A 21,001-nucleotide genomic window follows, 5' to 3' on the forward strand; every position below is an offset into this window, starting at 1 on the left:
GCCGTCGGGCGTCAGGGCCGCTCCGCCGCGACCGTCGTCCCCGATCATGACGGACAGCCGGTCGTCGGCGTGCCGGACCCGGATCCACGCCGCCGTCCCGCCGCTGTGCTTGGCCGCGTTCGCCAGCGTCTCGGCGACGGCGAAGTACACCGCCGACTCCACCGGGGCCTGCGGCCTGCCGGGCAGCTCGATGTCGACCTCCACGGGGATCGGCAGCGCCAGCGCCAGCGCGCGCACCGCGCCGTCGAGGCCGCGGTCGGCGAGCACCGGCGGGTGGATGCCGCGCACCAGGCTCCGCAGCTCCGACAACGCCTGCGTGGACGACTCGCGCGCCTCGGCCAGCAGCGCCTTCGCGGCCTCGGGGTCGCGGGCCATCAGGTCCTCGGCCATCCCGAGGTTCATGCCCAGCGCCACGAGCCGGGCCTGCGCGCCGTCGTGCAGGTCGCGTTCGATCCGGCGCAGCTCGGCGGCCTGCGCGTCCACGGTGTCGGCGCGCGAGTCCGCCAGCTCCCGCACCCGCGTGGTGAGGGCGTTCTTGGCGGTCGGCGCGAGCAGCCAGCGGGCGACGGTGGCGTGCGCCGTGGTCGCCCACGGCGTGAACCGCCACGCGAGCCTGATCAGCAGCGCCCCGAGCGCCGGTGCCAGCACCATGGCGCCGGGGGTGTGGGCGTCCATGAAGGCGAAGTCGACGTCCGGCCTGCCGAACGTCCAGATGAACGGCATGAGGAGGCCCCCGGTCCCGCTGATCCACACCGTGAGCGGGAGGACCGCCGCCACCACGCTGAGCGGCGCGTTGACGAAGAGCCACGCGAAGTCCCGCCAGGTCGCCGGGTCCGTGGCGATCGCGCGGACCCGCGCGACGGGGCCGCGGCTGGGCGGGAGCCGGTACGGCGCCGGGATCTCGCCGCCGAGCACCCGGCCCGCCCACCTCCGGTAGCCGCCGAGCGCCTTGCGCTCCACGGCCGTCACGGCGAGCAGGAGGGGGATCCCCAGCGTGACCAGGAGCAGCGGGTACGCGTAGAGCTGCAACGGGATCAGGATGATCCCGGCCAGTCCGAGCGGCACGCGGACCAGGCTCCACGCCACCAGCCGCACGCGGTCGCGGAGTCCGCCCACCAGGTCCCTGTCCGTCATGGTTCGAGTCTGGCCTGCCGACCCCCCTTCGCGCGGTGGGTTTAACCCCCCGGTTCAGATCTCGATGACGGTCCCGTCGGGCGGGACCTCGACGCCCGCGGCGACGAGGTCCGCGTGTTCGGGGGAGTCGGGGTCGAGGACGGGGTTGGTGTTGTTGAGGTGCGTGTAGATCCGCCGCACGCCGGGGTGGCGGCGGAGTTCGGGCAGGCTGTGCGCGATCGGCAGGTGGCCCATCGCGGCTTGGCCGTGCGAGCCGCCGGTGCGGACGCCCATCTCGTCGGGTGAGTGGAAGGTGCCGTCCAGGACGAGGACGTCCGCGTCGGCCAGCAGGTGCTCCAGGGCCGCGGGCCAGGTGGCGAGGCAGGGCGCGTAGACCAGCGTGCCGCCGGTGCGCCGGTCCACGACCCGGTAGGCGACCACCCAGTCACCGTCCACTGTGGACCCGCCGGTGTACTTCGGCCGCTTGCCGCTGATCGGGACCGCCGTGACCTCCAGGCCGCCGTCGAGGTCGAACGGCTTGCCCGGCACGACGTCGTGCCACGTCCAGTCGGCGTACCGGTCCAGGACCGCGCGCAGGTCCAGGTCGCCGTGGAGCGCCTCGGACACCGCGGCGGTGGCGTGCACCTCCACGCCCGCCGCGCCGCGCAGGGTCAGCAGGCCCAGCGCGTGGTCGAGCTCGGCGTCGGTGAGGACCACGCCGCGCACGGGGGTGTCGCGCGGGCCGGGACCGGGGTTCAGCGCGGCGGTCGCGACGAGCTGGGTCCGGATGTCGGGGGAGGCGTTGAACAGCCACCAGTTCCGGTCGTCGCCGCTGAGCGCGAGGCAGTCCTGCGACCGGCTCGCGAGCCTCCCGGAGCGGGCGCCGTCGCAGGGCGCGCAGGCGCAGTTCCACTGCGGGAAGCCGCCGCCCGCCGCGGTGCCGAGCAGCACGGCCTTCACCGGCGGGCCTTCCGCATCACCAGCGCCGGTTCGACGGTCGGGCTCATCTCGGTGGCGAGGATGAGGTCGACGGTCGAGCGCAGCGGGGACAGCGAGCAGACCGGGTCGGTGTTCGCCGCGTCGCCGGTGAGCTGGAAAGCCTGGCACCGGCAGCCGCCGAAGTCGATCTCCCTGCGGGCGCAGCTCCGGCACGGGTCGCGCATCCAGTCCGTGCCGCGGTAGGCGGTGAACGAGCCGGAGTCGTGCCAGATGTCGGCCAGCCGCTTGTCCCGCACGTTGTCGATCTCCAGGTCCGCGATCACGGTCGCGGCCGGACAGGGCAGGACGTTCCCGTTCGGGGCCACGGTGAGCTGCCGCGCGCCCCACCCGTACATGCACGGCTTCGGGTGGGCCTCGTGGTAGTCGGCGATCACGTAGACGATCTCCATCGTGCCGCGCAGCCGTTCCTGGGCCGCGGCGACGACGGGGTCGGCCGCGGCGAGCTGCTCCTTGGTGGGCAGCAGCGCGGCCCGGTTGCGCAGGGCCCAGCCGTAGTACTGGGTGTTGGCCAGCTCCAGCCGCTGCGCGCCCATCCGCTCGGCCAGCGCGATGATCCCGCCGACGTTGTCCAGGTTCCGCCGGTGCAGCACGACGTTCACCGTCAGCGGGATCCCGATCTCGCGCACCAGGTCCGCGGCGACCAGCTTGTGGTGGTGCGCCTTGACGCCCGCGATCCGGTCGGCCCCCGCCGCGCCCGCGTCCTGCACCGAGAGCTGGACGTGGTCGACGCCGCGCGACACCAGGTCCGCGAGCCGCGGCGCGGTGAGGCCGAGGCCGCTGGTCACCAGGTTCACGTAGCAGCCGAGGCTGTTCGCGTGGCCCACCAGTTCCGGGAGATCCTTGCGGCCCAGGGGTTCCCCGCCGGACAGGTGGACCTGGAGCACGCCGAGCGCGCGGGCCTGGTCGAACACCGAGAGCCACTCGTCGGTGCCCAGCTCGTCCTCGCGCGCGACGAGTTCGAGCGGGTTGGAGCAGTAGCCGCACTGGAGGGGGCAGCGGTGGGTGAGCTCGGCGAGCAGGCCGAACGGGGCGTCAGCCATCGAGGTCCACCACCCGGCGGGCCACGAGGCGGTCGACCAGGTCGGTGACGTCCTGGAGTTCCACGCCGTCGAAGTCCGCCGCCAGCCGCTCGGCGATCCCGGCGACGTTCGTGCGGCCGTCGCACAGGTCGACCACGGCGGCGGCCGTGTCGTTGAGCACCAGCACGCCCTCGGGGAACAGGACGACGTGCGACTCGCGGACCTGGTCGTAGGACGCGCGCACGCCCATCCGGACGCGCGGCACCGCGTCCGGGGTCACCGCCCGCCCCGGCGGGAGTAGTAGTCGACGGTGTCCAGGATGGACCGCAGGACGTCGCACTTGAACGACAGCGCGGCGACGGCGGCCTCTTGTTGCTGCCTGGTCTCGCAGTGCCGGATGACGAGGTCCAAAGTGGACTTCCCCTCGCCCGCGATCACCGTGAGCCGCTCGGTGAAGTAGGCGAACCCCTCCTCGGCGATCCACGGGTACTTCTCCCGCATGTCCGCGAGGCGCCGGGTCATCAGGCCGTGCGAGAACATCTCCGTGAGCCCCGAGGCGACGGCCTCGAGCCACGGCCTGGTGCGGGCGAACGTGACGTAGGCGTCCACGGCGAACCTGGTGCCGGGCAGGACGTGCCGCTCGTCGAGGACCTCCTCGCGCGACAGGCCGAGCGACTCGGCCATCCGGATCCAGTTCTCCGCCCCGCCCTCGCCGGGACGCGTGCCGTCGTGCCAGACGATCCGCTCGCGCCACTCGCGGCGGACGTCGGGCAGCGGGCAGTTGGCCAGGATCGCCGCGTCCTTCTGCGGGATGCAGCGCTGGTAGTACCACCGGTTCGCCGCCCACGACCGCAGCTCGTCCTTGCCGAGCACGCCGTCGTGCAGGCGCAGGTGGAACGGGTGGTCGTGCCAGTAGCGGGGAGCCAGCGCGCGGAGCTCCGCCGCGAACTCCTGGGGGGACGACAGTGCTCGCACGGGTGCGCTCCGGTGGCTCGACGCGGAACCGTGGACCCCGAGGTCGCCGGGGTCCACGGTCGGGGCTGGGCGGTCCGCGTCAGGTGCGGGCGGCGTACGCCGTGACCTCCATCGGGGTGTCGAAGTCCCGGAAGTCCGGCTTCACCCAGGCGCGCTTGGTCGAGACGGGGGGCTTGGGGGCCGTGCGGCGGGCGTTCTTCGTGACGGACATGCGCAACTCCTCGGTTCGGGTCGAGCACCGTGGCAGCGCGGCGGTCAGGTCACCGTAGGTCGTCCGGGCGAAGGAGCGCTAGATGGGAAGGGTTGTTTCCTAATAGCGGGGACATCCCGGTCGTCGCGGGCGGTCGCCGGGGGAGACCGGTCGCTAGTTCCGCGCGGCCGGGAAGCTGCGCAGCTGGGCCAGCACCTGCGGGTCCTGGAGCTGCATCCACTGGATGACCTCGGTGTAGGTGGCGCAGACCGTCTCCTTCTGGACGCACACCTCGCCCATGAACTGCTCCACCGCCGCGCTGAACGCGCCACCCGCCCACTCGTTGAAGTGGTTGCCGATCGTCAGCGGCGCGCGGTTGCCGTTGAACGCCGCCCGGTACACGTCCCGGTAGGTGTCGACGACGACGCTGGTGAACTCGGCCGCCCTGGCGGGCTCCTCGTCGGCGCGGTTGAGGGCGAACCAGAGGTTGTAGTCCATCATCACGGCCTGCTTGTTCAGCGCGGGCACGCGCACCTCGGGCAGCGGGAACTCGTAGACGCCGTCGACCACGGTCGGCCAGGTGACGCCGAGGCTGACCTGGCTGGTGTCGTAGACCAGGCCGTGGGCCTTCATGGCCGGGATGGCGGCCTTCCAGTCGCCCTCCAGGCACGGGGTGCGGCCGCCGCGGATCGTGGTCGGGTCGAGCTTGAAGCCCTGCTTGCCCGCCTTGTCGACGACGCCGAAGAACTGGTCGAGCTCGTTGTTCCACTGGTCGGTGTTCCACCGGCCCACGCTCGGCTCGTCGCCCTGGCAGAAGTGGCCCATGTAGTGGGTGCCGATCTCGTGGCCCGCGGCCAGCGCGTCGTTGAGGTAGCCGATGCGCTGCGAGACGTCCTGCCGGGTGCCGCCGAAGCCGATGGACGAGTCGCCCCGGTCGTGGCCGGGGCCCGTGTAGCTGCCGCCCTGGTCGTCGCTGAGCATGTACACACCGGACAGCAGGCCCGTGACGTGGGCCTTCACCTGCTGGGCGAGCGGGAGGACGCGGTCCCAGTGGGCCTTGGAGGCCGCGCCGTCGAAGGAGAACATGACGAACTGCGGGGGCTTCTCGTTCGGGCCGAGCTTGCGCATCCACTCCGGCTTGGGGTCGGCCGCGGGCGGGACCTGGGGGACCGGGCCGTCCGTCACGGGGGCGCGTTGCGGGGCGGGGAGGCCCGCCGCCACGTTGTCGGTCGCCGTCGGCTGCTGTTCCTGAGGACGTCCACCCAAGGTCACGATGACCGCCAGCGTGACCCCGAGGGCCACCCCGGTCGTCACCCAGCCCAACCGCTTCTGTTTGCGCGCCACGACAGGTAATGACGGCGGTCCGGTGTGCCGGGTTGCGTCCAGGTCACGATCAACTTCACCCGGTTGTGTCGATCGTTACGTTCCGCGTTCGGCGTTGCCGGGTGGTGAGATCGGCAGTCCAGGTAAAGTCACTTTTACCCGACGGGAACCGATCGACTCGTGTGGTCGTTGAACCCCGTGACGGCGTCAGCACGCCACAGGAGGACGAGGTGCGCACCACCAGCAACCCCGCTTTCCGCAACCTGCCGACCGGCGGTTACGGGAACAACTACGCAGGCTTCGGTCAGCCGCCGCAGCAAGCGGGCACCGGCTACGACCCTGCACCCCCATCGGCGGCCAACCGCCCGATGACGATCGACGACGTGGTGACCAAGACCGGCGCGACCCTGGCCGTGCTCCTGGTCGCGGGCACCATCACCTTCGTGATGGAGCTGTACGCCCTCGCGCTGCCGGCGATGATCATCGGTTTCGTGTTGGCCCTGGTCAACATCTTCAAGAAGAAGCCGAGCCCGGCGCTCGTGCTGGCCTACGCGGTGGCCGAGGGCGTGTTCCTCGGCGCGGTGAGCGGTGTCATCGGCCGCGCCTTCGCCAACGGCAACGCCATCGTGATCCAGGCGATCATCGGCACCATCGGCGTGTTCGTCGGCATGCTGGTCGTCTACAAGACCGGTGCCGTGCGGGTCACGCCGAAGCTGACCAAGTGGATCACCGGCGCGGTCATCGGCGTCGCGGTCCTCATGCTGGCCAACCTGGTCGCGAGCTTCCTCACGCCGGGCGGTCTCGGCCTGCGTGACGGCGGCACCATCGCGATCATCTTCAGCCTGGTCTGCATCGGCATCGCCGCGTTCAGCTTCCTGCTGGACTTCGACGCCGCCGACGAGGCGATCCGCGCGGGCGTGCCCGCCGTGTTCGCGTGGCGGATCGCGTTCGGCCTGACCGTGACCCTGGTCTGGCTGTACCTGGAGATCCTGCGACTGCTGTCCTACTTCAACTCGGACTGATCGCGGAAAGCCCTCGAAGGGCGTCCGGCCACCTCGGCCGGGCGCCCTTCTCCGCGTTCAGGGGCGCCAGCCGCCCCCGTCGTCGGGCAGCGTGGTCCCCACCTTGATCAGGCAGGAGACGCACAGGTGCCCGTGCTGCTCGCGCTCCAGCCTCTCGACCGGGACGCTGTGCTCGCAGACGGCCTCGTAGAAGCTCCGGTCGGCGACGGCGGTGTGCTCGGCCCTGAACGCGTGGCACAGCGAGTCGTACTCGCTGTGCCACCAGACGTACGGCATGTGAAGCCTCCCTACTCCGAGGTAGGGACGGGTTCGCGAAGGCCCGATGACGGCCCGAAGGGGACGATCACCGCATCGGAGCAGTGGTCGTCCCCTTCGGTTTTCCGTCGTCACGCAGAGCTAGCTGAGGCGCTCCAGCACCATCGCCATGCCCTGGCCGCCGCCGACGCACATGGTCTCGAGGCCGAACTGCTTGTCGTGGAACTGCAAGGAGTTGATCAGGGTCGTGGTGATGCGCGCCCCGGTCATGCCGAACGGGTGGCCGACGGCGATGGCGCCGCCGTTGACGTTCAGCCGGTCCAGGTCGATGCCCAGCTCCTGGTAGGACGGGATGACCTGCGCGGCGAACGCCTCGTTGATCTCGACGAGGTCGATGTCGCCGATGGACATCCCGGCCAGCTTCAGCGCGCGGCGGGACGCCTCGACCGGGCCGAGGCCCATGATCTCCGGCGACAGGCCGGAGACGCCGGTCGACACGATGCGGGCCAGCGGCGTGATGCCGAGCTGCTTGGCCTTGACGTCGCTCATGATCACCAGGGCCGCGGCGCCGTCGTTGAGCGGGCAGCAGTTGCCCGCGGTGACCTTGCCGTTCGGCCGGAACACAGGCTTCAAGCCGGACACGCCCTCCAGCGTCACGCCCGGCCGAGGACCGTCGTCGGCGGACACGACGGTGCCGTCGGGCAGCGTCACGGGCGTGATCTCGCGGGCCCAGAAGCCGTTGGCGATGGCCTTCTCGGCGAGGTTCTGCGAGCGCACGCCGAACTGGTCCATCTCCTCGCGGGAGATGTCCTTCGCCCACGCCAGGTTCTCCGCGGTCTGGCCCATCGCGATGTAGACGTCCGGGACCTGGCCGTTCTCGCGCGGGTCGGTCCACGTGTCCGCGCCCGCCTGCGAGGTCTCCGCGGTCCGCGCCTCGGCGTCGGCGAACACCGGGTTGTGCGTGCCGGGCCACCCGTCGGAGTTGCCGCGCGCGAAGCTCGACACGGTCTCGACACCGGCGCTGATGAACACGTCGCCCTCGCCGGCCTTGATGGCGTGCAGCGCCATCCGGGTCGTCTGCACGCTGGACGCGCAGTAGCGGGTCACGGTCGTGCCGGGGATCTGGTCGTACCCCGCGAGCACGGAGACGACGCGCCCCATGTTGAAGCCCTGCTCACCACCGGGGAGGCCGCAGCCGAGCATCAGGTCGTCGATGGTGGCCGGGTCCAGCTCCGGCACCTTGGCCAGCGCGGCCTTGACCATCTGCACGGTCAGGTCGTCGCCGCGGATGTCCTTGAGCGAACCCTTGCCCGCCCGACCGATGGGGGATCGGGCAGCGGAGACGATGACGGCCTCAGGCATTACGGAACTCCTTTGTTCACCGCAGCGTGTGCACTCACCCTAGTTAACGCCTGTTCAGCCAAGCCACCACTCGTGACGCACACCGCCGTGCTTTCACGATGCCGAAAGATCAGGAGGGGGGCTATCGGGGGTATCGCCGGTATCTGGGCTGGGGCTAGGGCTGGGGTGTTGGGTTGGCACCAGGTCTCCGGCTCGGTCCGGTTCCGGCCTCGACTCCGGCCCTGCTCCTGGCTTCGACCCGTCCCGCGACCCGGCCCCGACCCGGCTTGCGACCCGCCCCGCTCCGGCCCGCGATCCCGCCTCGACCCCGCCCGCGACTTGGGTCCCGATCCCGGCCTCGGACCCGCCCGTCTCTGGTCTTTGCCCCGGTTTCGACTCTTGATCCCTCGGCCTCTGGACCCCGACCTCGGACCCGCGCATCGGCCCTCGGGCCCCTGTCCCGACTCCTCAGGCCTCGATCCCATCTCTCCGCCTCCGTCCTCCGGTCCCCACCCCGCCCCGGCTCCGTGGTCCCGTAGCGGTACGTCTGGGTGGTTCCGTCCGTGCAGGGCGGTTCCGTTGTGGGTGGTCGATTTGATTTGGGGCCCCTAGATTTGCCCCTTGATCGGGCCAAAAGGCAGTGCCCCAAAGCCCTGCCCGATCTCCAATTTTAAGGGGCAAATCCCCCAAATAAAATCGACCACTACCTGCGTGCTACCGGAAGAGCAGGCGTGTTCGGCCAGGTAGGGGGTCTGGTATTCGGGCTTGGGCAAGTGCTTTTTGGGTTGTGGCTGAGTTCTGCCGTGTGCATGTTTGGGGTTTGTTTTTGATTTTTATTCTGCCGTTTTTGCTCGAATCGGGTGCCTCTGGGGCCACTCTGTCCTCACTGCGGGTGAGCTCCGTGTGCTGCTGTGAATCCTCCACGAACCACCCCCACACCTCCGTCGAGTTACGCTGCGCCGGTCATCTCGTGCAGTGGGAAAGGACTCGTCCGGTGGAGTACGTCGAGCACGTCGTCGACCTGGTCGGCAACACGCCGCTGGTGAAGTTGGACTCGGTCACCGAGGGCGCTGCCCCGCTGGTGTTGGCGAAGGTCGAGTACCTCAACCCCGGTGGCAGCGTGAAGGACCGCATCGCCCTCCGCATGGTCGAGGCGGCTGAGGCGTCCGGGGAGCTCCAGCCTGGCGGCACGATCGTGGAGCCCACCTCCGGCAACACCGGCGTTGGTCTTGCGCTCGTCGCGCAGCGCAAGGGGTACAAGTGCGTTTTCGTCTGCCCAGACAAGGTCAGCGAGGACAAGCGCAACGTGCTCAAGGCGTACGGGGCCGAGGTCGTGGTGTGTCCGACCGCTGTCGCGCCCGAGCACCCGGACTCCTACTACAACGTGTCCGACCGGCTGGTGCGCGAGATCCCCGGCGCGTGGAAGCCGGACCAGTACTCGAACCCGCAGAACCCGTTGAGCCACTACCACTCCACGGGGCCGGAGATCTGGCGGCAGACCGAGGGCAAGATCACCCACTTCGTCGCCGGCGTGGGCACCGGCGGCACCATCTCGGGCACCGGCAGGTACCTCAAGGAGGTGTCCGGCGGCAAGGTGAAGATCATCGGCGCGGACCCCGAGGGCTCCGTGTACTCCGGTGGCACCGGGCGTCCGTACCTCGTCGAGGGCGTCGGTGAGGACTTCTGGCCGGACGCGTACGACCGCGACATCTGCGACGAGATCGTCGCCGTGTCCGACGCGGACTCCTTCTCCGTGACCCGTCGCCTCGCCCGTGAGGAGGGCCTGCTCGTCGGCGGCTCGTGCGGCATGGCCGCCGCCGCGGCGATCCGGATCGCCCAGACCTGCGGGCCGGACGACGTCGTGGTCGTGCTGCTGCCCGACGGCGGCCGCGGCTACCTGTCCAAGGTCTTCAACGACCAGTGGATGTCCTCCTACGGCTTCCTGCCGCCCGACTCGTCCGGCGCGACCGTCGGGGATGTGTTGCGGCGCAAGGACGGGCGCATCCCGGACCTGGTGCACGGCCACCCCAAGGAGACGGTCGCCGAGGCCGTCGCCATCCTGCGCGAGTACGGCGTCTCGCAGATGCCCGTCGTCAACGCCGAGCCGCCGGTCATGGCCGCCGAGGTCGCGGGCGCGGTCAACGAGCGCGACCTGCTGGACGCGCTGTTCACCGGGAAGGCGCAGCTCGCCGACACCCTGGAGAAGCACATGTCCGCCCCGCTGCCGACGATCGGCGCGGGCGAGTCCGTCGGGGTGGCGATGAAGGCACTGTCCCATGCGGACGGTGCTCTGGTCCTCGACGACGGCAAGCCCGCGGGCGTCGTTACCCGGCAGGACATCCTGGGTTTCCTCGCCGGACGCTGAGGAAACATTCCGCGACACGTTCACCGGTTGCCGGTGGCGCGGCGTCGGCGATCCGCTAGCGTGGCCTGGACTTACCCCGCACAACGACCCGAACAAAGGGGCTGGACACTCCGATGAACGCTCCGCAGCCGCCAGAAGGCCAGAACCACGGCGGCCAACCACAGGAGAGCCAGGGGCAGGGTGCCCAGTCTCCCAGCGCCGACGCGACGCAGGTGGTGCCGAGCGGCGGACAGCCCCCGGCGTTCCCGCCGTCCGACGCGACCCAGGTCGTCACCGGTCAGGGGCAGCAGCCGAACTCCGACGCGACCCAGGTCGTGTCCGGCCAGGGCCAGTCGCCGCAGTCGAACCCGTACGGCCAGCCGCCGCAGACCGGCTCGGGCGGGTTCCCCGCCCAGCAGCCGCCCGCGTACGGCCAGCAGCCGCAGCCGGGCCAGTACGGCCAGCCGCAGTCGAACCCGTACGGCCAGCCCGCGCAGCCCTACGGCCAGCCGCAACAGCAGCAGCCGTACGGCCAGCAGCCGCCCGCGTCGAACCCCTACGGCCAGCCCGCGCAGCCCTACGGGCAGCCGCAGCAGCAGCCGTGGGGTGCTCAGCAGCCCGCGTACGGGCAGCCGCAGCAGCAGGCGTGGGGCGGCGCCCAGCCGGGCTACCCCGCGCAGGCCGGCTACGGCGCCCCGGCGGGCAACTACGCCGAGTGGGGCACGCGGGCGATCGCGGGCCTGATCGACTACATCGCGCCCGCCGTGGTGTTCTACCTGCTCGTCGGCGTGATCGGCGGCGCGTCCGGCGACCTGTCGCTCGCGCTGGCGTTCAGCGGCATCGGGTACCTCGGCATCATCGGCTACCAGGTGTACAACTCGATGTACCTCCAGGGCACGACCGGGCAGTCGCTCGGCAAGCGCGTCGCCAAGATCAAACTGATCAGCGAGCAGACCGGTCAGCCGATCGGCTTCGGCAACGCCTTCGTCCGCCAGCTCTGCCACTTCATCGACGGCCTGCCCTGCGGCGTGGGGTACCTCGCGCCGCTGTGGGAGGTCAAGAAGCAGACCTGGGCCGACAAGATCATGAACACCGTCGTGGTCATGGCGGACGGCTCCGCCGCCCCCGCCCAGTACCCCGGCAACGGTGGCCAGCCCTTCGGCCAGCAGTCGCCGTACGGCCAGCCCCCGCAGCAGCCGGGCTACGGCCAGCAGCCCCCGCAGCAGGGGTACGGCCAGCAGCAGCCGCCCCAGCAGTGGTGACCGGCTGAATCGACGCCACCACGGCTAACGGCGGGCATCCGACCACTCGGTCGGGTGCCCGCCTTTTTGCGGCCCATCCCGCCCCTCGGGCAGGGCCGAATGGACCCGTACGCTCTAGTCATGACGGACAGCTCCGCCCACTACGGCTTCGCGACCAGGGCAATTCACGCAGGTCAGGACCCCGATCCGACTACCGGCTCGGTGATCCCGCCCATCCACGCGACCTCCACCTACGCGCAGGACGGCGTGGGTGGTCTGAGGGGCGGCTACGAGTACTCCCGCACGGGCAACCCGACGAGGGCGGCCCTCCAGGAGTGCCTCGCCTCGCTGGAGGGCGGCAGGCACGCCCGCGCCTTCGCCTCGGGCATGGGCGCGACCGACGCGGCGCTCCGCTCGATGCTGCGCCCCGGCGACCACATCCTCATCCCGAACGACGCCTACGGCGGCACGTTCCGGCTCATCGACAAGGTGCTGGGCCACTGGGGCATCGAGCACACGCCCGTCGAACTGTCCGATGTGGACGCCGTTCGGGCCGCGGTTCGCCCCAACACCAAGGTGATCTGGATCGAGACGCCCACGAACCCGCTGCTGAACATCGCGGACATCGCGGGCCTGTCCCAGATCGCGCACTCCGCGGGCGCGCTGCTCGTGGTGGACAACACCTTCGCGTCCCCGTACCTCCAGAGCCCGCTGGGCCTGGGCGCGGACGTGGTCATGCACTCCACGACCAAGTACATCGGCGGCCACTCCGACGTCGTCGGCGGCGCGCTCATCACCAACGACGACGAGCTGGATGCCCAGTTCGGCTTCCTCCAGAACGGCGCGGGCGCGGTCGCCAGCCCGTTCGACTCGTGGCTGACGCTGCGCGGCATCAAGACCCTCGAACTCCGCATGGAGAAGCACTCGGACAACGCCGAGCTGGTCGTCCAGGCGCTGCTGAAGCACCCGAAGGTCAAGACCGTGCTCTACCCCGGTCTGCCGGAGCACCCCGGCCACGAGCTGGCGGCGAAGCAGATGCGCCGGTTCGGCGGGATGATCTCGTTCACCGTGCAGGGCGGTGAGCAGGCCGCGCTCGACGTGTGCTCGCGCACCAAGCTGTTCACGCTGGCCGAGTCCCTCGGCGGCGTCGAGTCGCTGATCGAGCACCCCGGCAAGATGACGCACGCCAGCACCGAGGGCTCGCTGCTGGAGGTGCCGTCGGACCTGGTCCGCGTCTCCGTCGGCATCGAGGCCGGTGACGACCTGGTCGCCGACCTGGTCGCCGCGCTGGACTGACCCCGGTCACGACGAAGGGGGCCTCGCGCACGCGCGGGGCCCCCTTCGCCATCTGTGACGCCTAGGGCTTGACCAGGTTCTCGCCCGCCGGGTACTGCGCGTTCGCGGTCTTCGGCACCGCCGGGAGCTGCTGACCGTCGACGCAACCGCCGACGAACTGGAGCGTCCCGTTGTGCTGCTCGAAGTGACCGGAATCGTGGCAGCCCGCCTGCGCGACGGTGAAAAAGGCCGCACCGGTCAGGGCCACGGCCGTGGCTACCGCTCCGACGAGCGGAAGCACGGCGGCTACGCGTCCTGCTAGTGCCATGCCGCCTCCCCGATGTGAATGCCCTGTGAGGTTCCCCAAGACAGAGCGTACCCGCCTCCGCGCGGTGCGTACCAAGCTCATCGGCGAGAGGTGGCGCGGACTCGCCGGACGGCCGTCACGGGTGGTAGTGGTTGGCCATCTTGACGATCTCCCCGGCACCGTTGAAGAACAGCGACGGCGCGTACTCCGTCCAGTCGGGCGTCATCGCCGCGTAGGCCTCGCGCTCGCACGGCACCGTGCCGAGTCCGCGCTGGTCAACGGCCAGTCCGACCGGGTTCCCGGTGTCGCAGCCCTGGGTGGACAGGAACACCGCGTCGGCCGCCAGCGTGGCCGTGCGCACGGTCTCGTCGACCGCTTCGACCTTCCGGTTGTTCGTCTCGGCGGGCACGAACCGGCCCACCTGGTACTCGACGGTCCCGTCGTCTCGGATGGCCTTGACGATTGACACCTCGACCGTCTCACCCGCCTGCCCGCTCGCGGGCTGCTCGGCTTTGGTCGGGTCGGCGGTACCGCTCCCGGCCTCGGTCGGACCGGCGGTACTGCTCTCGGTCTTCTCGACCGCGCTCCCTGTCGGTTTCGGCGAAGACGTCGGCGAGGCGGTGCCCCCGCCGCTCCCGCACGCGCTGAGCAGCAGCACCGCCGCGCCGACGCCCGCCAAAACCGTTCCCCTGAACACCTTCACGACATCCCCCTGGTTCCGCGGTTCTCACTCCCCGCAACCAGGACGCTCGCCGAAGGTCAGAGGTTGCCCCGGCGCTCCTGCTCGCGCTCGATGGCCTCGAACAGCGCCTTGAAGTTGCCCTTGCCGAAGCCCAGGGACCCGTGCCGCTCGATCAGCTCGTAGAACACGGTCGGCCGGTCGCCGGTCGGGGCGGTGAAGATCTGGAGCAGGTAGCCGTCCTCGTCCCGGTCGACCAGGATCCGGTGCTCCTTCAGGACCTCGATCGGCACCCGCACCTTGCCGATGCGCGCCCGCAGCTCGGGGTCGTCGTAGTAGGAGTCCGGGGTCTCCAGGAACTCGACGCCCGCCGCGCGCATCGCGGTGACGGTGCCGATGATGTCGTTGGTGGCCAACGCGATGTGCTGCACGCCCGCGCCCGCGTAGAACTCGAGGTACTCGTCGATCTGCGACTTGCGCTGCGCGATGGCGGGCTCGTTGAGCGGGAACTTGACCCGGTGGTTGCCGTTGGAGACGACCTTGCTCATCAGTGCGGAGTAGTCCGTCGCGATGTCGTCGCCGATGAACTCCGCCATGTTCACGAAGCCCATGACCCGGTTGTACCACTCGACCCAGTAGTCCATCTTGCCCAGCTCGACGTTGCCGACGCAGTGGTCGATCGCCTGGAACAGCCGCTTCGGCGCGCCCTCGGGGCGGACGACGCTGCTCTGCTTGGCGATGTAGCCGGGCAGGTACGGGCCGCTGTAGCGGGACCGGTCGACCAGCGTGTGGCGGGTCTCGCCGTAGGTCGCGATCGCGGCGGTGCGCACGGTGCCGTTGTCGTCGCTCACGTCGTGCGGCTCGACCAGCACGGTCGCGCCCTGGCTGCGGGCGTGCGCCACGCAGCGGTCCACGTCGTCGACCTCCAGCGCCAGGTCGACGACGCCGTCGCCGTGCTTGCGGTGGTGCTCCAGCAGCGAGCTGTCGGGCAGCACGCCGCCCTTGATCACGAACCGGGCGGACCCGGACTTGAGCACGAAGGACTTGTGGTCCCGCTGCCCGGTCTCCGGACCCGCGTACGCGACGAGCTGCATCCCGAACGCGACCTGGTAGAACCAGGCGGTCTGCGTCGCGTTGCCGACCACGAACACCACGGCGTCCATCGACCGCACGGGGAACGGGTCCTTGGTGGCGTCGTAGTCCACCAGTCCGACAAGCTGCCGGAGCTGGTCGTAGCTCACGTCGTCGAGCTGCTGGTCGCTGCGCCCCAGAGTCCCGGTCATCAGAAGTTCCCTCCGTTGGCCATTCGGTACACCCAGGATGTGGACTCGGGGCATCCTGAGCAACAGTCGGCGATTTCACTGCGCACTATGTACAGTGATCTATGACTTCAGGCGAGCACCTTGAACACTCTGACCAGCCGTTGGACGTCCTGGATGCCAGACTCCTGCTGCTCCTCACCGACGAACCCCGCCTCGGCGTCCTCGAGTGCTCCCGCCGCCTGGGCGTGGCCAGGGGAACCGTCCAGGCCAGGCTCGACCGCCTGGTGGGCAGGGGAGTCCTCACCGGTTTCCCGCCCGCGCTGGACCTGGCTGCGATGGGCTACAGCCTCACCGCGTTCGCCGTGCTGGAGATCGCCCAGGGCCGCAGGCAGGAGGTCTCGAACGGCCTGGCGGCCATCAACGAGGTCTGCGAGGTGCACGCCACCACGGGCCAGGGCGACCTGTTCGTCCGCATGGTGGCCCGCTCGAACGCGGACCTGCAACGCGTGATCGACGAGATGGTCGACGTGCCGGGCGTCGAGCGCCTCTCCACGTCGATCGCCCTCTCCACCCCGGTCCCGCCCCGCGTCCGCCCGCTGCTCGAACGCATCACCTGAGGAGGCGGCGCAGGATCTTCCCGCTGGGCGACTTCGGGATCTCCTCCACGAACTCCACCGCCCGCACCTTCTTGTACGGGGCCACCCTCTCGGCGACCCACGCCATCAACTCCTCGCCGTCGACCCCCGCGTCCGCCACCACGAAAGCCTTGGGCGCTTCCCCGCCCTCAGCGTGGGGAACCCCCACCACGGCGACGTCCAACACCCCCGGATGCCCGAGCAGCACGGCCTCCAACTCGGCGGGGGCCACCTGGTACCCCTTGTACTTGATCAGCTCCTTGACCCGGTCGACGATCCGGAACACCCCGCCGTCGACCCGAACGACGTCCCCGGTCCGCAACCACCCGTCGACCACGGCGGCACTCGTGGCGGCGGGGTCGTTCAGGTACCCGGCCATCACCTGCGGCCCGCGCACCCACAGTTCCCCCTCCGCCCCGTCGACCCCGGTGGCGAGGTCCACCAGCCGCGCCGACGTCCCCGGCAGCAACGTCCCGACGGTCCCCTCCATCCCCAGGTCCGCCAGCGTCACCCCCGGCGAGGCCTCGGTCATCCCGTACCCCTGCCGGATCCCGCACCCCAGCACCGCTTCGGCCCGCCGGGCCACCTCGACGTCCAGCGGCGCGGCCCCGCACAGCACGTGCCGCAACGACGAGAGGTCGTGCCCGCCGCCCCCGGCGTTCGCCAGCCCGACCACCATCGGCGGTGCCACGAACGCCCGCGTCACCCCGTGGTCCGCGATCATCCGCAGGTGCGCGTCGTGCTCGTACCGGGGCAGCGTGACCACGGTCGACCCGTGCCGCAGCCCGAGGTTGAGGATGATCGTGAACCCGTAGATGTGGAAGAACGGCAGCACGGCCGCGAACACGTCGTCCGCCGTCACGTCCCACACGGCCGAGTTCTGCTCGATGTTCGCCACCAGGTTCCGGTGGGTCAGCAGCACTCCTTTGGCCGCCCCGGTGGTCCCGCTGGAGAACGGCATCAGCGCCACGTCGGAGGCCAGCACCCGCACCTCCGGCACCGCCCCCGACAGCGCCCCCAACGAGACGAACCCTTCCGCCTCGCCGAGTACGATCCGGTGCTCGATCCCGACGACGTCCGCCGCCTCGGCCACCTTCTCCGCGACGGCCTCGGACGTGATCACCACCGTGGCCCCGGAGGCGGTCAGCTGCCGCACGACCTCCTCGGTCGTCAGCGCCGGGTTCATCGGCGTCACGACCGCCCCGGCGGTCAGCGCCGCGTGCAGCGCGACCGCGACCCGCGGCTGGTTGTGGCTGATCAGCGCCACCACGTCCCCCGGATCCACGCCGAGACCGGCCAGTCCACCCGCCGCCGCGTCGACCTGGTCCGCCAGCTCCCGGTAGGTGATCCGCTCCCCGCTGACCGCGTCCACCAGCGCGACCCGGTCCCCGTGCGCGCGGTCCAGCACGTGCCGGGTCAGCGCCACCTCGGGGACGTCCACCTCGGTCGCCGCGTGGAAGATCATCGGAGCCACCCCTCAGCGGTAGAACCGGAACACGGGCTGCGCCACGCAGGCGGGTTTGGTCCCGCCCTCGATCTCCACGACCACGTCGGCGGTGATCTGGGCCCCGCCGTCGACCGGCGTGACCGACAGCACCGTCCCCGACAGCCGGATGCGCGCCCCCACCGGAACCGGGGCGGGGAACCGGACCCTGTTCACCCCGTAGTTGACCTTCGTGGACACTCCGGACACGTCGAACAGGGCCGTCCACAGTGGAATCACCAGCGACAGCGTCAGGAACCCGTGCGCGATCGGCGCTCCGAACGGGCCCGACCGGGCGCGTTCCGGGTCCACGTGGATCCACTGGTGGTCGTCGGTCGCGTCGGCGAACAGGTCGATCCGCTTCTGCGTCACCTCCAGCCACTCGCCGCTGCCCAGCGACGTCCCCGCCAGCCCGGCCAGGTCGTCGAACGCGACGGTCGTCATCGGCTCTCCTTCCGGTCCAACCCCAGTGCCCGCACGGCGTTGTCCTTGAGGATCTTCGGCCGCACGTGCTCCTTGACCTCCACGCCGGCGAAGTCCGCGAGCCACCGGTCCGGCGTGATCACCGGGTAGTCCGACCCGAACAGCACCTTGTCCTGCAACAGGGTGTTCGCGTACCGCACGAGCAGCGGCGGGAAGTACTTCGGCGACCAGCCGGACAGGTCGATGTACACGTCGGGCTTGTGCGTCGCGACCGCCAAGGCCTCGTCCTGCCAGGGGAACGACGGGTGCGCCAGGATGATCGTCAGGTCCGGGAAGTCCACCGCCACGTCGTCGACCAGCATCGGGTTCGACAGCCCCAGCCGGACGCCGCCGCCACCGGGCAGCCCCGCGCCGATGCCGGTCTGCCCGGTGTGGAACAGCGCGGGCACGCCGAGTTCCGCGGCCACCTCCAGCAGCGGGTAGGCGCTGCGGTCGTTCGGCGCGAACCCCTGCAACGACGGGTGGAACTTGATCCCGCGCATCCCGTCCCGCTCCACCAGCGACCGGAACAGCCGCGCCCCGGCCTGCCCCTTCGCCGGGTCGACGCTGGCGAACGGGATCAGCACGTCGGAGTGCTCGGCGGCGGTCGCGGCGATCCACTCGTTGGAGATGGCCCGGTGCCCGGTCGCGGACTCGGCGTCGACGGTGAACACCACCGCCGCCATCCTGCGTTCCCGGTAGTAGGCCGCGGTCTCGGCGAGCGTCGGGGCGCGGTGGTCGGCCGCGAAGTACTTCGCCGACGCCTCCACGTGCGCCTTCGGCAGCGACAGGTGCCCGTCGTCGTCGACCTCGACGTGCGCGTGCACGTCGATCGCCTCCAGCGCGTCCAGGTTCACGACTTCTGCTCCGGCAGGCGTTCCCCGACGGTCTGCTCGTGCGACGCGAACAGCGTCGGCCACGTCTCGGCGATGGAGTCGGCGTCCCATCCGCCGTCGGCGAACGCGGCCACGGCCTGCGTCGGGTGAGTCCACAGCGACAGCCGGTCGCCGCCCACGCCGATCGCCTGCCCGGTCACGTCCTCGGCCTCGTCGGAGGCGAGGAACACCACCAGCCCGGCCGCGTCGGCGGGCGTGCCGAACGCCAGCGCGCGCCGCGCGAACGGCGGCATCGACTCCCCGGCCCGCAACGCCGCCGCGTACGCCTGGAGCGCGGGGATCGTCTCGGTCATCGCGGTCGCCGCCACCGGCACCACGGCGTTCACGGTCACGCCCGCGCGGGCCAGTTCCATCGCCCACGTGCGGGCGAACCCGACGATCCCGGCCTTCGCCGCGGAGTAGTTGGTCTGCCCGAAGTTCCCGCGTTGTCCCGCGGGCGAGCCCACGAGGATCAGCCGCCCGCCCGTGCCCTGCTCGCGGAACCGCACGACGGCCGCCCGCGCACACGTGAACGTGCCGCGCAGGTGGACGTGGACGACCGAGTCGAAGTCGTCGTCGGTCATCTTCCACAGCACCCGGTCGCGCAGCACGCCCGCGTTGGCGACCATCGCGTCGAGCCTGCCGAACTCGGCGACGGCCCGTCCCACCAGCGCTTCCGCCGCCTCGGTCGTGCCGACGGCCACGACCTCGGCCACCGCTGTCCCACCGGCGTCGACGATCTCCTTCACCGCTGCCGCGGCGGCCGCCTCGTCCACGTCGTTGACCACGACAGCGGCTCCCGCGGTGGCCAGCGCCTTGGCGTAGGCCAGCCCCAGCCCCCTCCCGCTCCCGGTGACGACCGCGACTTTCCCGGTGAGATCCACTGGTCCGTCCTCCTCGCCGCTGGGCTCCGAGAACCATGGTGGTCATTAACCATTGTGGATGTCAACGATTTGGTTCGTCATCGGATCCGCGGGCGAACGGGGGTTGGGCCGGAAGCGCCAACGGGTCTAGCCCTTCGGGAACACCAGCTGCCGCAGGAGGGCGTTCAGCTCCGCGCGCGTCGCGGGCGAGACGTCGGCCATGATCCCGCCCTGCGCCTCGGCGATGCGGCGGCCGCCCTCGTCACGGACGCGGCTGCCCTTCGTGGTCGCGCTGACGAGCTTGCTGCGGCGGTCGGTCGGGTCGGTGACCCGCTTCACCAGGCCGCTCGCCTCCAGTTCGTCGACCAGCGCCACGACCTGCGACGGGTCCAGGCCCACCAGTTCGGCCAGCCGCCGCTGCGTGACGCCCGCCTTCTCGTCGCTCGCGAAGGCGAGCACGGAGTAGGACCGGACCCGCAGGCCGAGCGGGGCCAGGGCCTCGCTGGCGGTCTTCGCGAACACCCCGCTGGCCCTCGACAGCAGAAACCCCAGGTCCTGCGCCAGCGGGTGGTCGTCGTGCACCAAAGCCTCCAGGGAACGTCAATAATTGACGATGTCAATCAATAGTACAAGGCGCGCGAAAGGGGCGGCCACCAGAACGGTGGCCGCCCCTGTGCGTCGTGGATCAGGCGGAGTACGGAACCGCCTTGATCAGGGTGACCTTCTGGCTCTTCCCGTTCGGCAGCTCGTACTCGACGGTCTCGCCGTCCTTCGCGCCGAGCAGGGCCTTGCCGAGCGGCGACGCGGGGGAGTAGACCTCCATCGCGCCGTGAGCGCCCTCCTCGCGGGTGGCGAGCAGGAACTCCTCGGTCTCGTCGTCGCCCGCGTACCGGATGGTCAGCACGGTGCCGGGTGCCGCGACGCCCTTGGTGGTCGGGGCCTCGCCGACCTTCGCCGCCTGGAGGAGCTCCTGCAACTGCCGGATCCGGGCCTCCTGCTTGCCCTGCTCCTCGCGAGCCGCGTGGTAACCGCCGTTCTCCCGGAGGTCGCCCTCCTCGCGACGCGCGTTGATCTCAGTGGCAATGACCGGGCGATTCTGGATCAGCTCGTCGAGCTCGGCCTTGAGCCGGTCGTAGGCCTCCTGGGTCAGCCAGGTCACCTGGGTGTCGCTCACGGTCACCAACTCCTCGTCTTGCTCCAAGTCCACCCCGTGGACTGGCAGTTTCCGGGCCACCAGCCCGCCCGGAACGGAAAAACACGGCCCACACCGGGGCCGTGCTGAGCTGCAAGAGTAACACGTTTACAACGTTCGACTACGGCGTTTTGTTCCCGACACCG

The 21,001-nt window shown here is 70.6% G+C and carries 23 protein-coding genes; 5 read left to right on the top strand and 18 right to left on the bottom strand.

Annotation, left to right across the window (positions count from 1 at the left end):
- The 7 genes from ACFWW9_RS21445 to ACFWW9_RS21475 form a co-directional block, all read right to left on the bottom strand.
- The coding region (locus ACFWW9_RS21445; RefSeq protein WP_390380455.1) for a sensor histidine kinase at positions 1-1,134 on the bottom strand (1,134 nt) is incomplete at its 3' end.
- Positions 1,135-1,188: 54 nt separating this feature from the next.
- Positions 1,189-2,073 carry a pyrroloquinoline quinone biosynthesis protein PqqB gene (gene pqqB, locus ACFWW9_RS21450; RefSeq protein WP_390380458.1) on the bottom strand — a complete coding sequence of 295 codons (885 nt, stop codon included), beginning with the start codon at positions 2,071-2,073 and terminating at the stop codon, positions 1,189-1,191.
- Positions 2,070-3,152, bottom strand: a complete 1,083-nt coding sequence (pqqE, locus tag ACFWW9_RS21455) for a pyrroloquinoline quinone biosynthesis protein PqqE (RefSeq protein WP_390380463.1) — start codon at positions 3,150-3,152, stop codon at positions 2,070-2,072. Before pqqE ends, pqqB begins: the two co-directional genes overlap by 4 nt.
- Entirely contained in the window at positions 3,145-3,381 is a 237-nt protein-coding gene (gene pqqD / locus ACFWW9_RS21460) for a pyrroloquinoline quinone biosynthesis peptide chaperone PqqD (RefSeq protein ID WP_390380581.1), read from the bottom strand. Before pqqD ends, pqqE begins: the two co-directional genes overlap by 8 nt.
- A gap of 26 nt (positions 3,382-3,407) precedes the next feature.
- Complete coding sequence (gene pqqC, locus ACFWW9_RS21465; RefSeq protein ID WP_390380467.1) at positions 3,408-4,106, bottom strand: pyrroloquinoline-quinone synthase PqqC; 699 nt, start codon at positions 4,104-4,106, stop codon at positions 3,408-3,410.
- A 79-nt stretch (positions 4,107-4,185) separates the two neighbouring features.
- Positions 4,186-4,317, bottom strand: coding sequence for a pyrroloquinoline quinone precursor peptide PqqA (gene pqqA, locus ACFWW9_RS21470; RefSeq protein ID WP_390380470.1), 132 nt, complete (start codon positions 4,315-4,317; stop codon positions 4,186-4,188).
- A 153-nt stretch (positions 4,318-4,470) separates the two neighbouring features.
- A complete protein-coding gene (locus ACFWW9_RS21475) occupies positions 4,471-5,640 on the bottom strand; it encodes a polysaccharide deacetylase (protein WP_390380474.1) in 1,170 nt (389 codons plus the stop codon).
- A gap of 209 nt (positions 5,641-5,849) precedes the next feature.
- On the opposite strand from ACFWW9_RS21475, the gene ACFWW9_RS21480 reads away from it, so the two are divergent.
- Entirely contained in the window at positions 5,850-6,641 is a 792-nt protein-coding gene (locus tag ACFWW9_RS21480; RefSeq protein ID WP_390380477.1) for a Bax inhibitor-1/YccA family protein, read from the top strand.
- A 57-nt stretch (positions 6,642-6,698) separates the two neighbouring features.
- Here the strand turns inward: ACFWW9_RS21480 and ACFWW9_RS21485 are convergent, their stop codons facing one another.
- Positions 6,699-6,917: a hypothetical protein gene (locus ACFWW9_RS21485; RefSeq protein WP_390380480.1), complete on the bottom strand. Its 219-nt coding sequence runs from the start codon at positions 6,915-6,917 to the stop codon at positions 6,699-6,701.
- A 120-nt stretch (positions 6,918-7,037) separates the two neighbouring features.
- Positions 7,038-8,258, bottom strand: coding sequence for an acetyl-CoA C-acetyltransferase (locus tag ACFWW9_RS21490; RefSeq protein WP_390380483.1), 1,221 nt, complete (start codon positions 8,256-8,258; stop codon positions 7,038-7,040).
- A gap of 973 nt (positions 8,259-9,231) precedes the next feature.
- On the opposite strand from ACFWW9_RS21490, the gene ACFWW9_RS21495 reads away from it, so the two are divergent.
- The 3 genes from ACFWW9_RS21495 to ACFWW9_RS21505 all read left to right on the top strand — a co-directional run bounded on the left by ACFWW9_RS21495 (position 9,232) and on the right by ACFWW9_RS21505 (position 13,118).
- Complete coding sequence (locus ACFWW9_RS21495) at positions 9,232-10,602, top strand: cystathionine beta-synthase (RefSeq protein ID WP_390380486.1); 1,371 nt, start codon at positions 9,232-9,234, stop codon at positions 10,600-10,602.
- A gap of 113 nt (positions 10,603-10,715) precedes the next feature.
- Positions 10,716-11,843 carry an RDD family protein gene (locus ACFWW9_RS21500; protein WP_390380489.1) on the top strand — a complete coding sequence of 376 codons (1,128 nt, stop codon included), beginning with the start codon at positions 10,716-10,718 and terminating at the stop codon, positions 11,841-11,843.
- Between the two features lie 120 nt (positions 11,844-11,963).
- Positions 11,964-13,118 (top strand): cystathionine gamma-synthase, encoded by a 1,155-nt coding sequence (locus ACFWW9_RS21505; RefSeq protein WP_390380492.1) that lies wholly within the window; start codon positions 11,964-11,966, stop codon positions 13,116-13,118.
- 61 nt (positions 13,119-13,179) lie between these two features.
- On the opposite strand, the gene ACFWW9_RS21510 is transcribed toward ACFWW9_RS21505, so the two are convergent.
- The 3 genes from ACFWW9_RS21510 to hppD all read right to left on the bottom strand — a co-directional run bounded on the left by ACFWW9_RS21510 (position 13,180) and on the right by hppD (position 15,366).
- Positions 13,180-13,425: a hypothetical protein gene (locus ACFWW9_RS21510; RefSeq protein ID WP_390380495.1), complete on the bottom strand. Its 246-nt coding sequence runs from the start codon at positions 13,423-13,425 to the stop codon at positions 13,180-13,182.
- 115 nt (positions 13,426-13,540) lie between these two features.
- Positions 13,541-14,107, bottom strand: coding sequence for a hypothetical protein (locus ACFWW9_RS21515; protein ID WP_390380498.1), 567 nt, complete (start codon positions 14,105-14,107; stop codon positions 13,541-13,543).
- A 56-nt stretch (positions 14,108-14,163) separates the two neighbouring features.
- Entirely contained in the window at positions 14,164-15,366 is a 1,203-nt protein-coding gene (gene hppD, locus ACFWW9_RS21520; RefSeq protein WP_390380501.1) for a 4-hydroxyphenylpyruvate dioxygenase, read from the bottom strand.
- A 101-nt stretch (positions 15,367-15,467) separates the two neighbouring features.
- Here hppD and ACFWW9_RS21525 point away from each other — a divergent pair, with 101 nt between their 5' ends.
- Positions 15,468-15,962, top strand: a complete 495-nt coding sequence (locus tag ACFWW9_RS21525; protein WP_390380504.1) for an Lrp/AsnC family transcriptional regulator — start codon at positions 15,468-15,470, stop codon at positions 15,960-15,962.
- Here ACFWW9_RS21525 and ACFWW9_RS21530 read toward each other — a convergent pair.
- The 6 genes from ACFWW9_RS21530 to greA form a co-directional block, all read right to left on the bottom strand.
- Positions 15,955-17,445 (bottom strand): AMP-binding protein, encoded by a 1,491-nt coding sequence (locus ACFWW9_RS21530; protein ID WP_390380507.1) that lies wholly within the window; start codon positions 17,443-17,445, stop codon positions 15,955-15,957. The genes ACFWW9_RS21525 and ACFWW9_RS21530 overlap by 8 nt on opposite strands.
- Before the next feature lie 12 nt (positions 17,446-17,457).
- Positions 17,458-17,907: a MaoC family dehydratase gene (locus ACFWW9_RS21535; protein WP_390380510.1), complete on the bottom strand. Its 450-nt coding sequence runs from the start codon at positions 17,905-17,907 to the stop codon at positions 17,458-17,460.
- A complete protein-coding gene (locus ACFWW9_RS21540) occupies positions 17,904-18,782 on the bottom strand; it encodes an amidohydrolase family protein (protein ID WP_390380513.1) in 879 nt (292 codons plus the stop codon). The genes ACFWW9_RS21535 and ACFWW9_RS21540 overlap by 4 nt, the downstream gene beginning before the upstream one ends.
- A complete protein-coding gene (locus ACFWW9_RS21545) occupies positions 18,779-19,684 on the bottom strand; it encodes an SDR family NAD(P)-dependent oxidoreductase (protein WP_390380516.1) in 906 nt (301 codons plus the stop codon). Before ACFWW9_RS21545 ends, ACFWW9_RS21540 begins: the two co-directional genes overlap by 4 nt.
- Positions 19,685-19,810: 126 nt before the next feature.
- Positions 19,811-20,245, bottom strand: coding sequence for a MarR family winged helix-turn-helix transcriptional regulator (locus ACFWW9_RS21550; RefSeq protein ID WP_390380519.1), 435 nt, complete (start codon positions 20,243-20,245; stop codon positions 19,811-19,813).
- Between the two features lie 103 nt (positions 20,246-20,348).
- The gene (gene greA, locus ACFWW9_RS21555) at positions 20,349-20,843 is read right to left on the bottom strand and encodes a transcription elongation factor GreA (RefSeq protein ID WP_390380584.1); all 495 of its coding nucleotides are present in this window, start codon (positions 20,841-20,843) and stop codon (positions 20,349-20,351) included.
- Between the last annotated feature and the right edge of the window lie 158 nt (positions 20,844-21,001).

Source organism: Umezawaea sp. NPDC059074, from assembly GCF_042738955.1.
In the GTDB taxonomy this organism is placed as follows: domain Bacteria; phylum Actinomycetota; class Actinomycetes; order Mycobacteriales; family Pseudonocardiaceae; genus Umezawaea.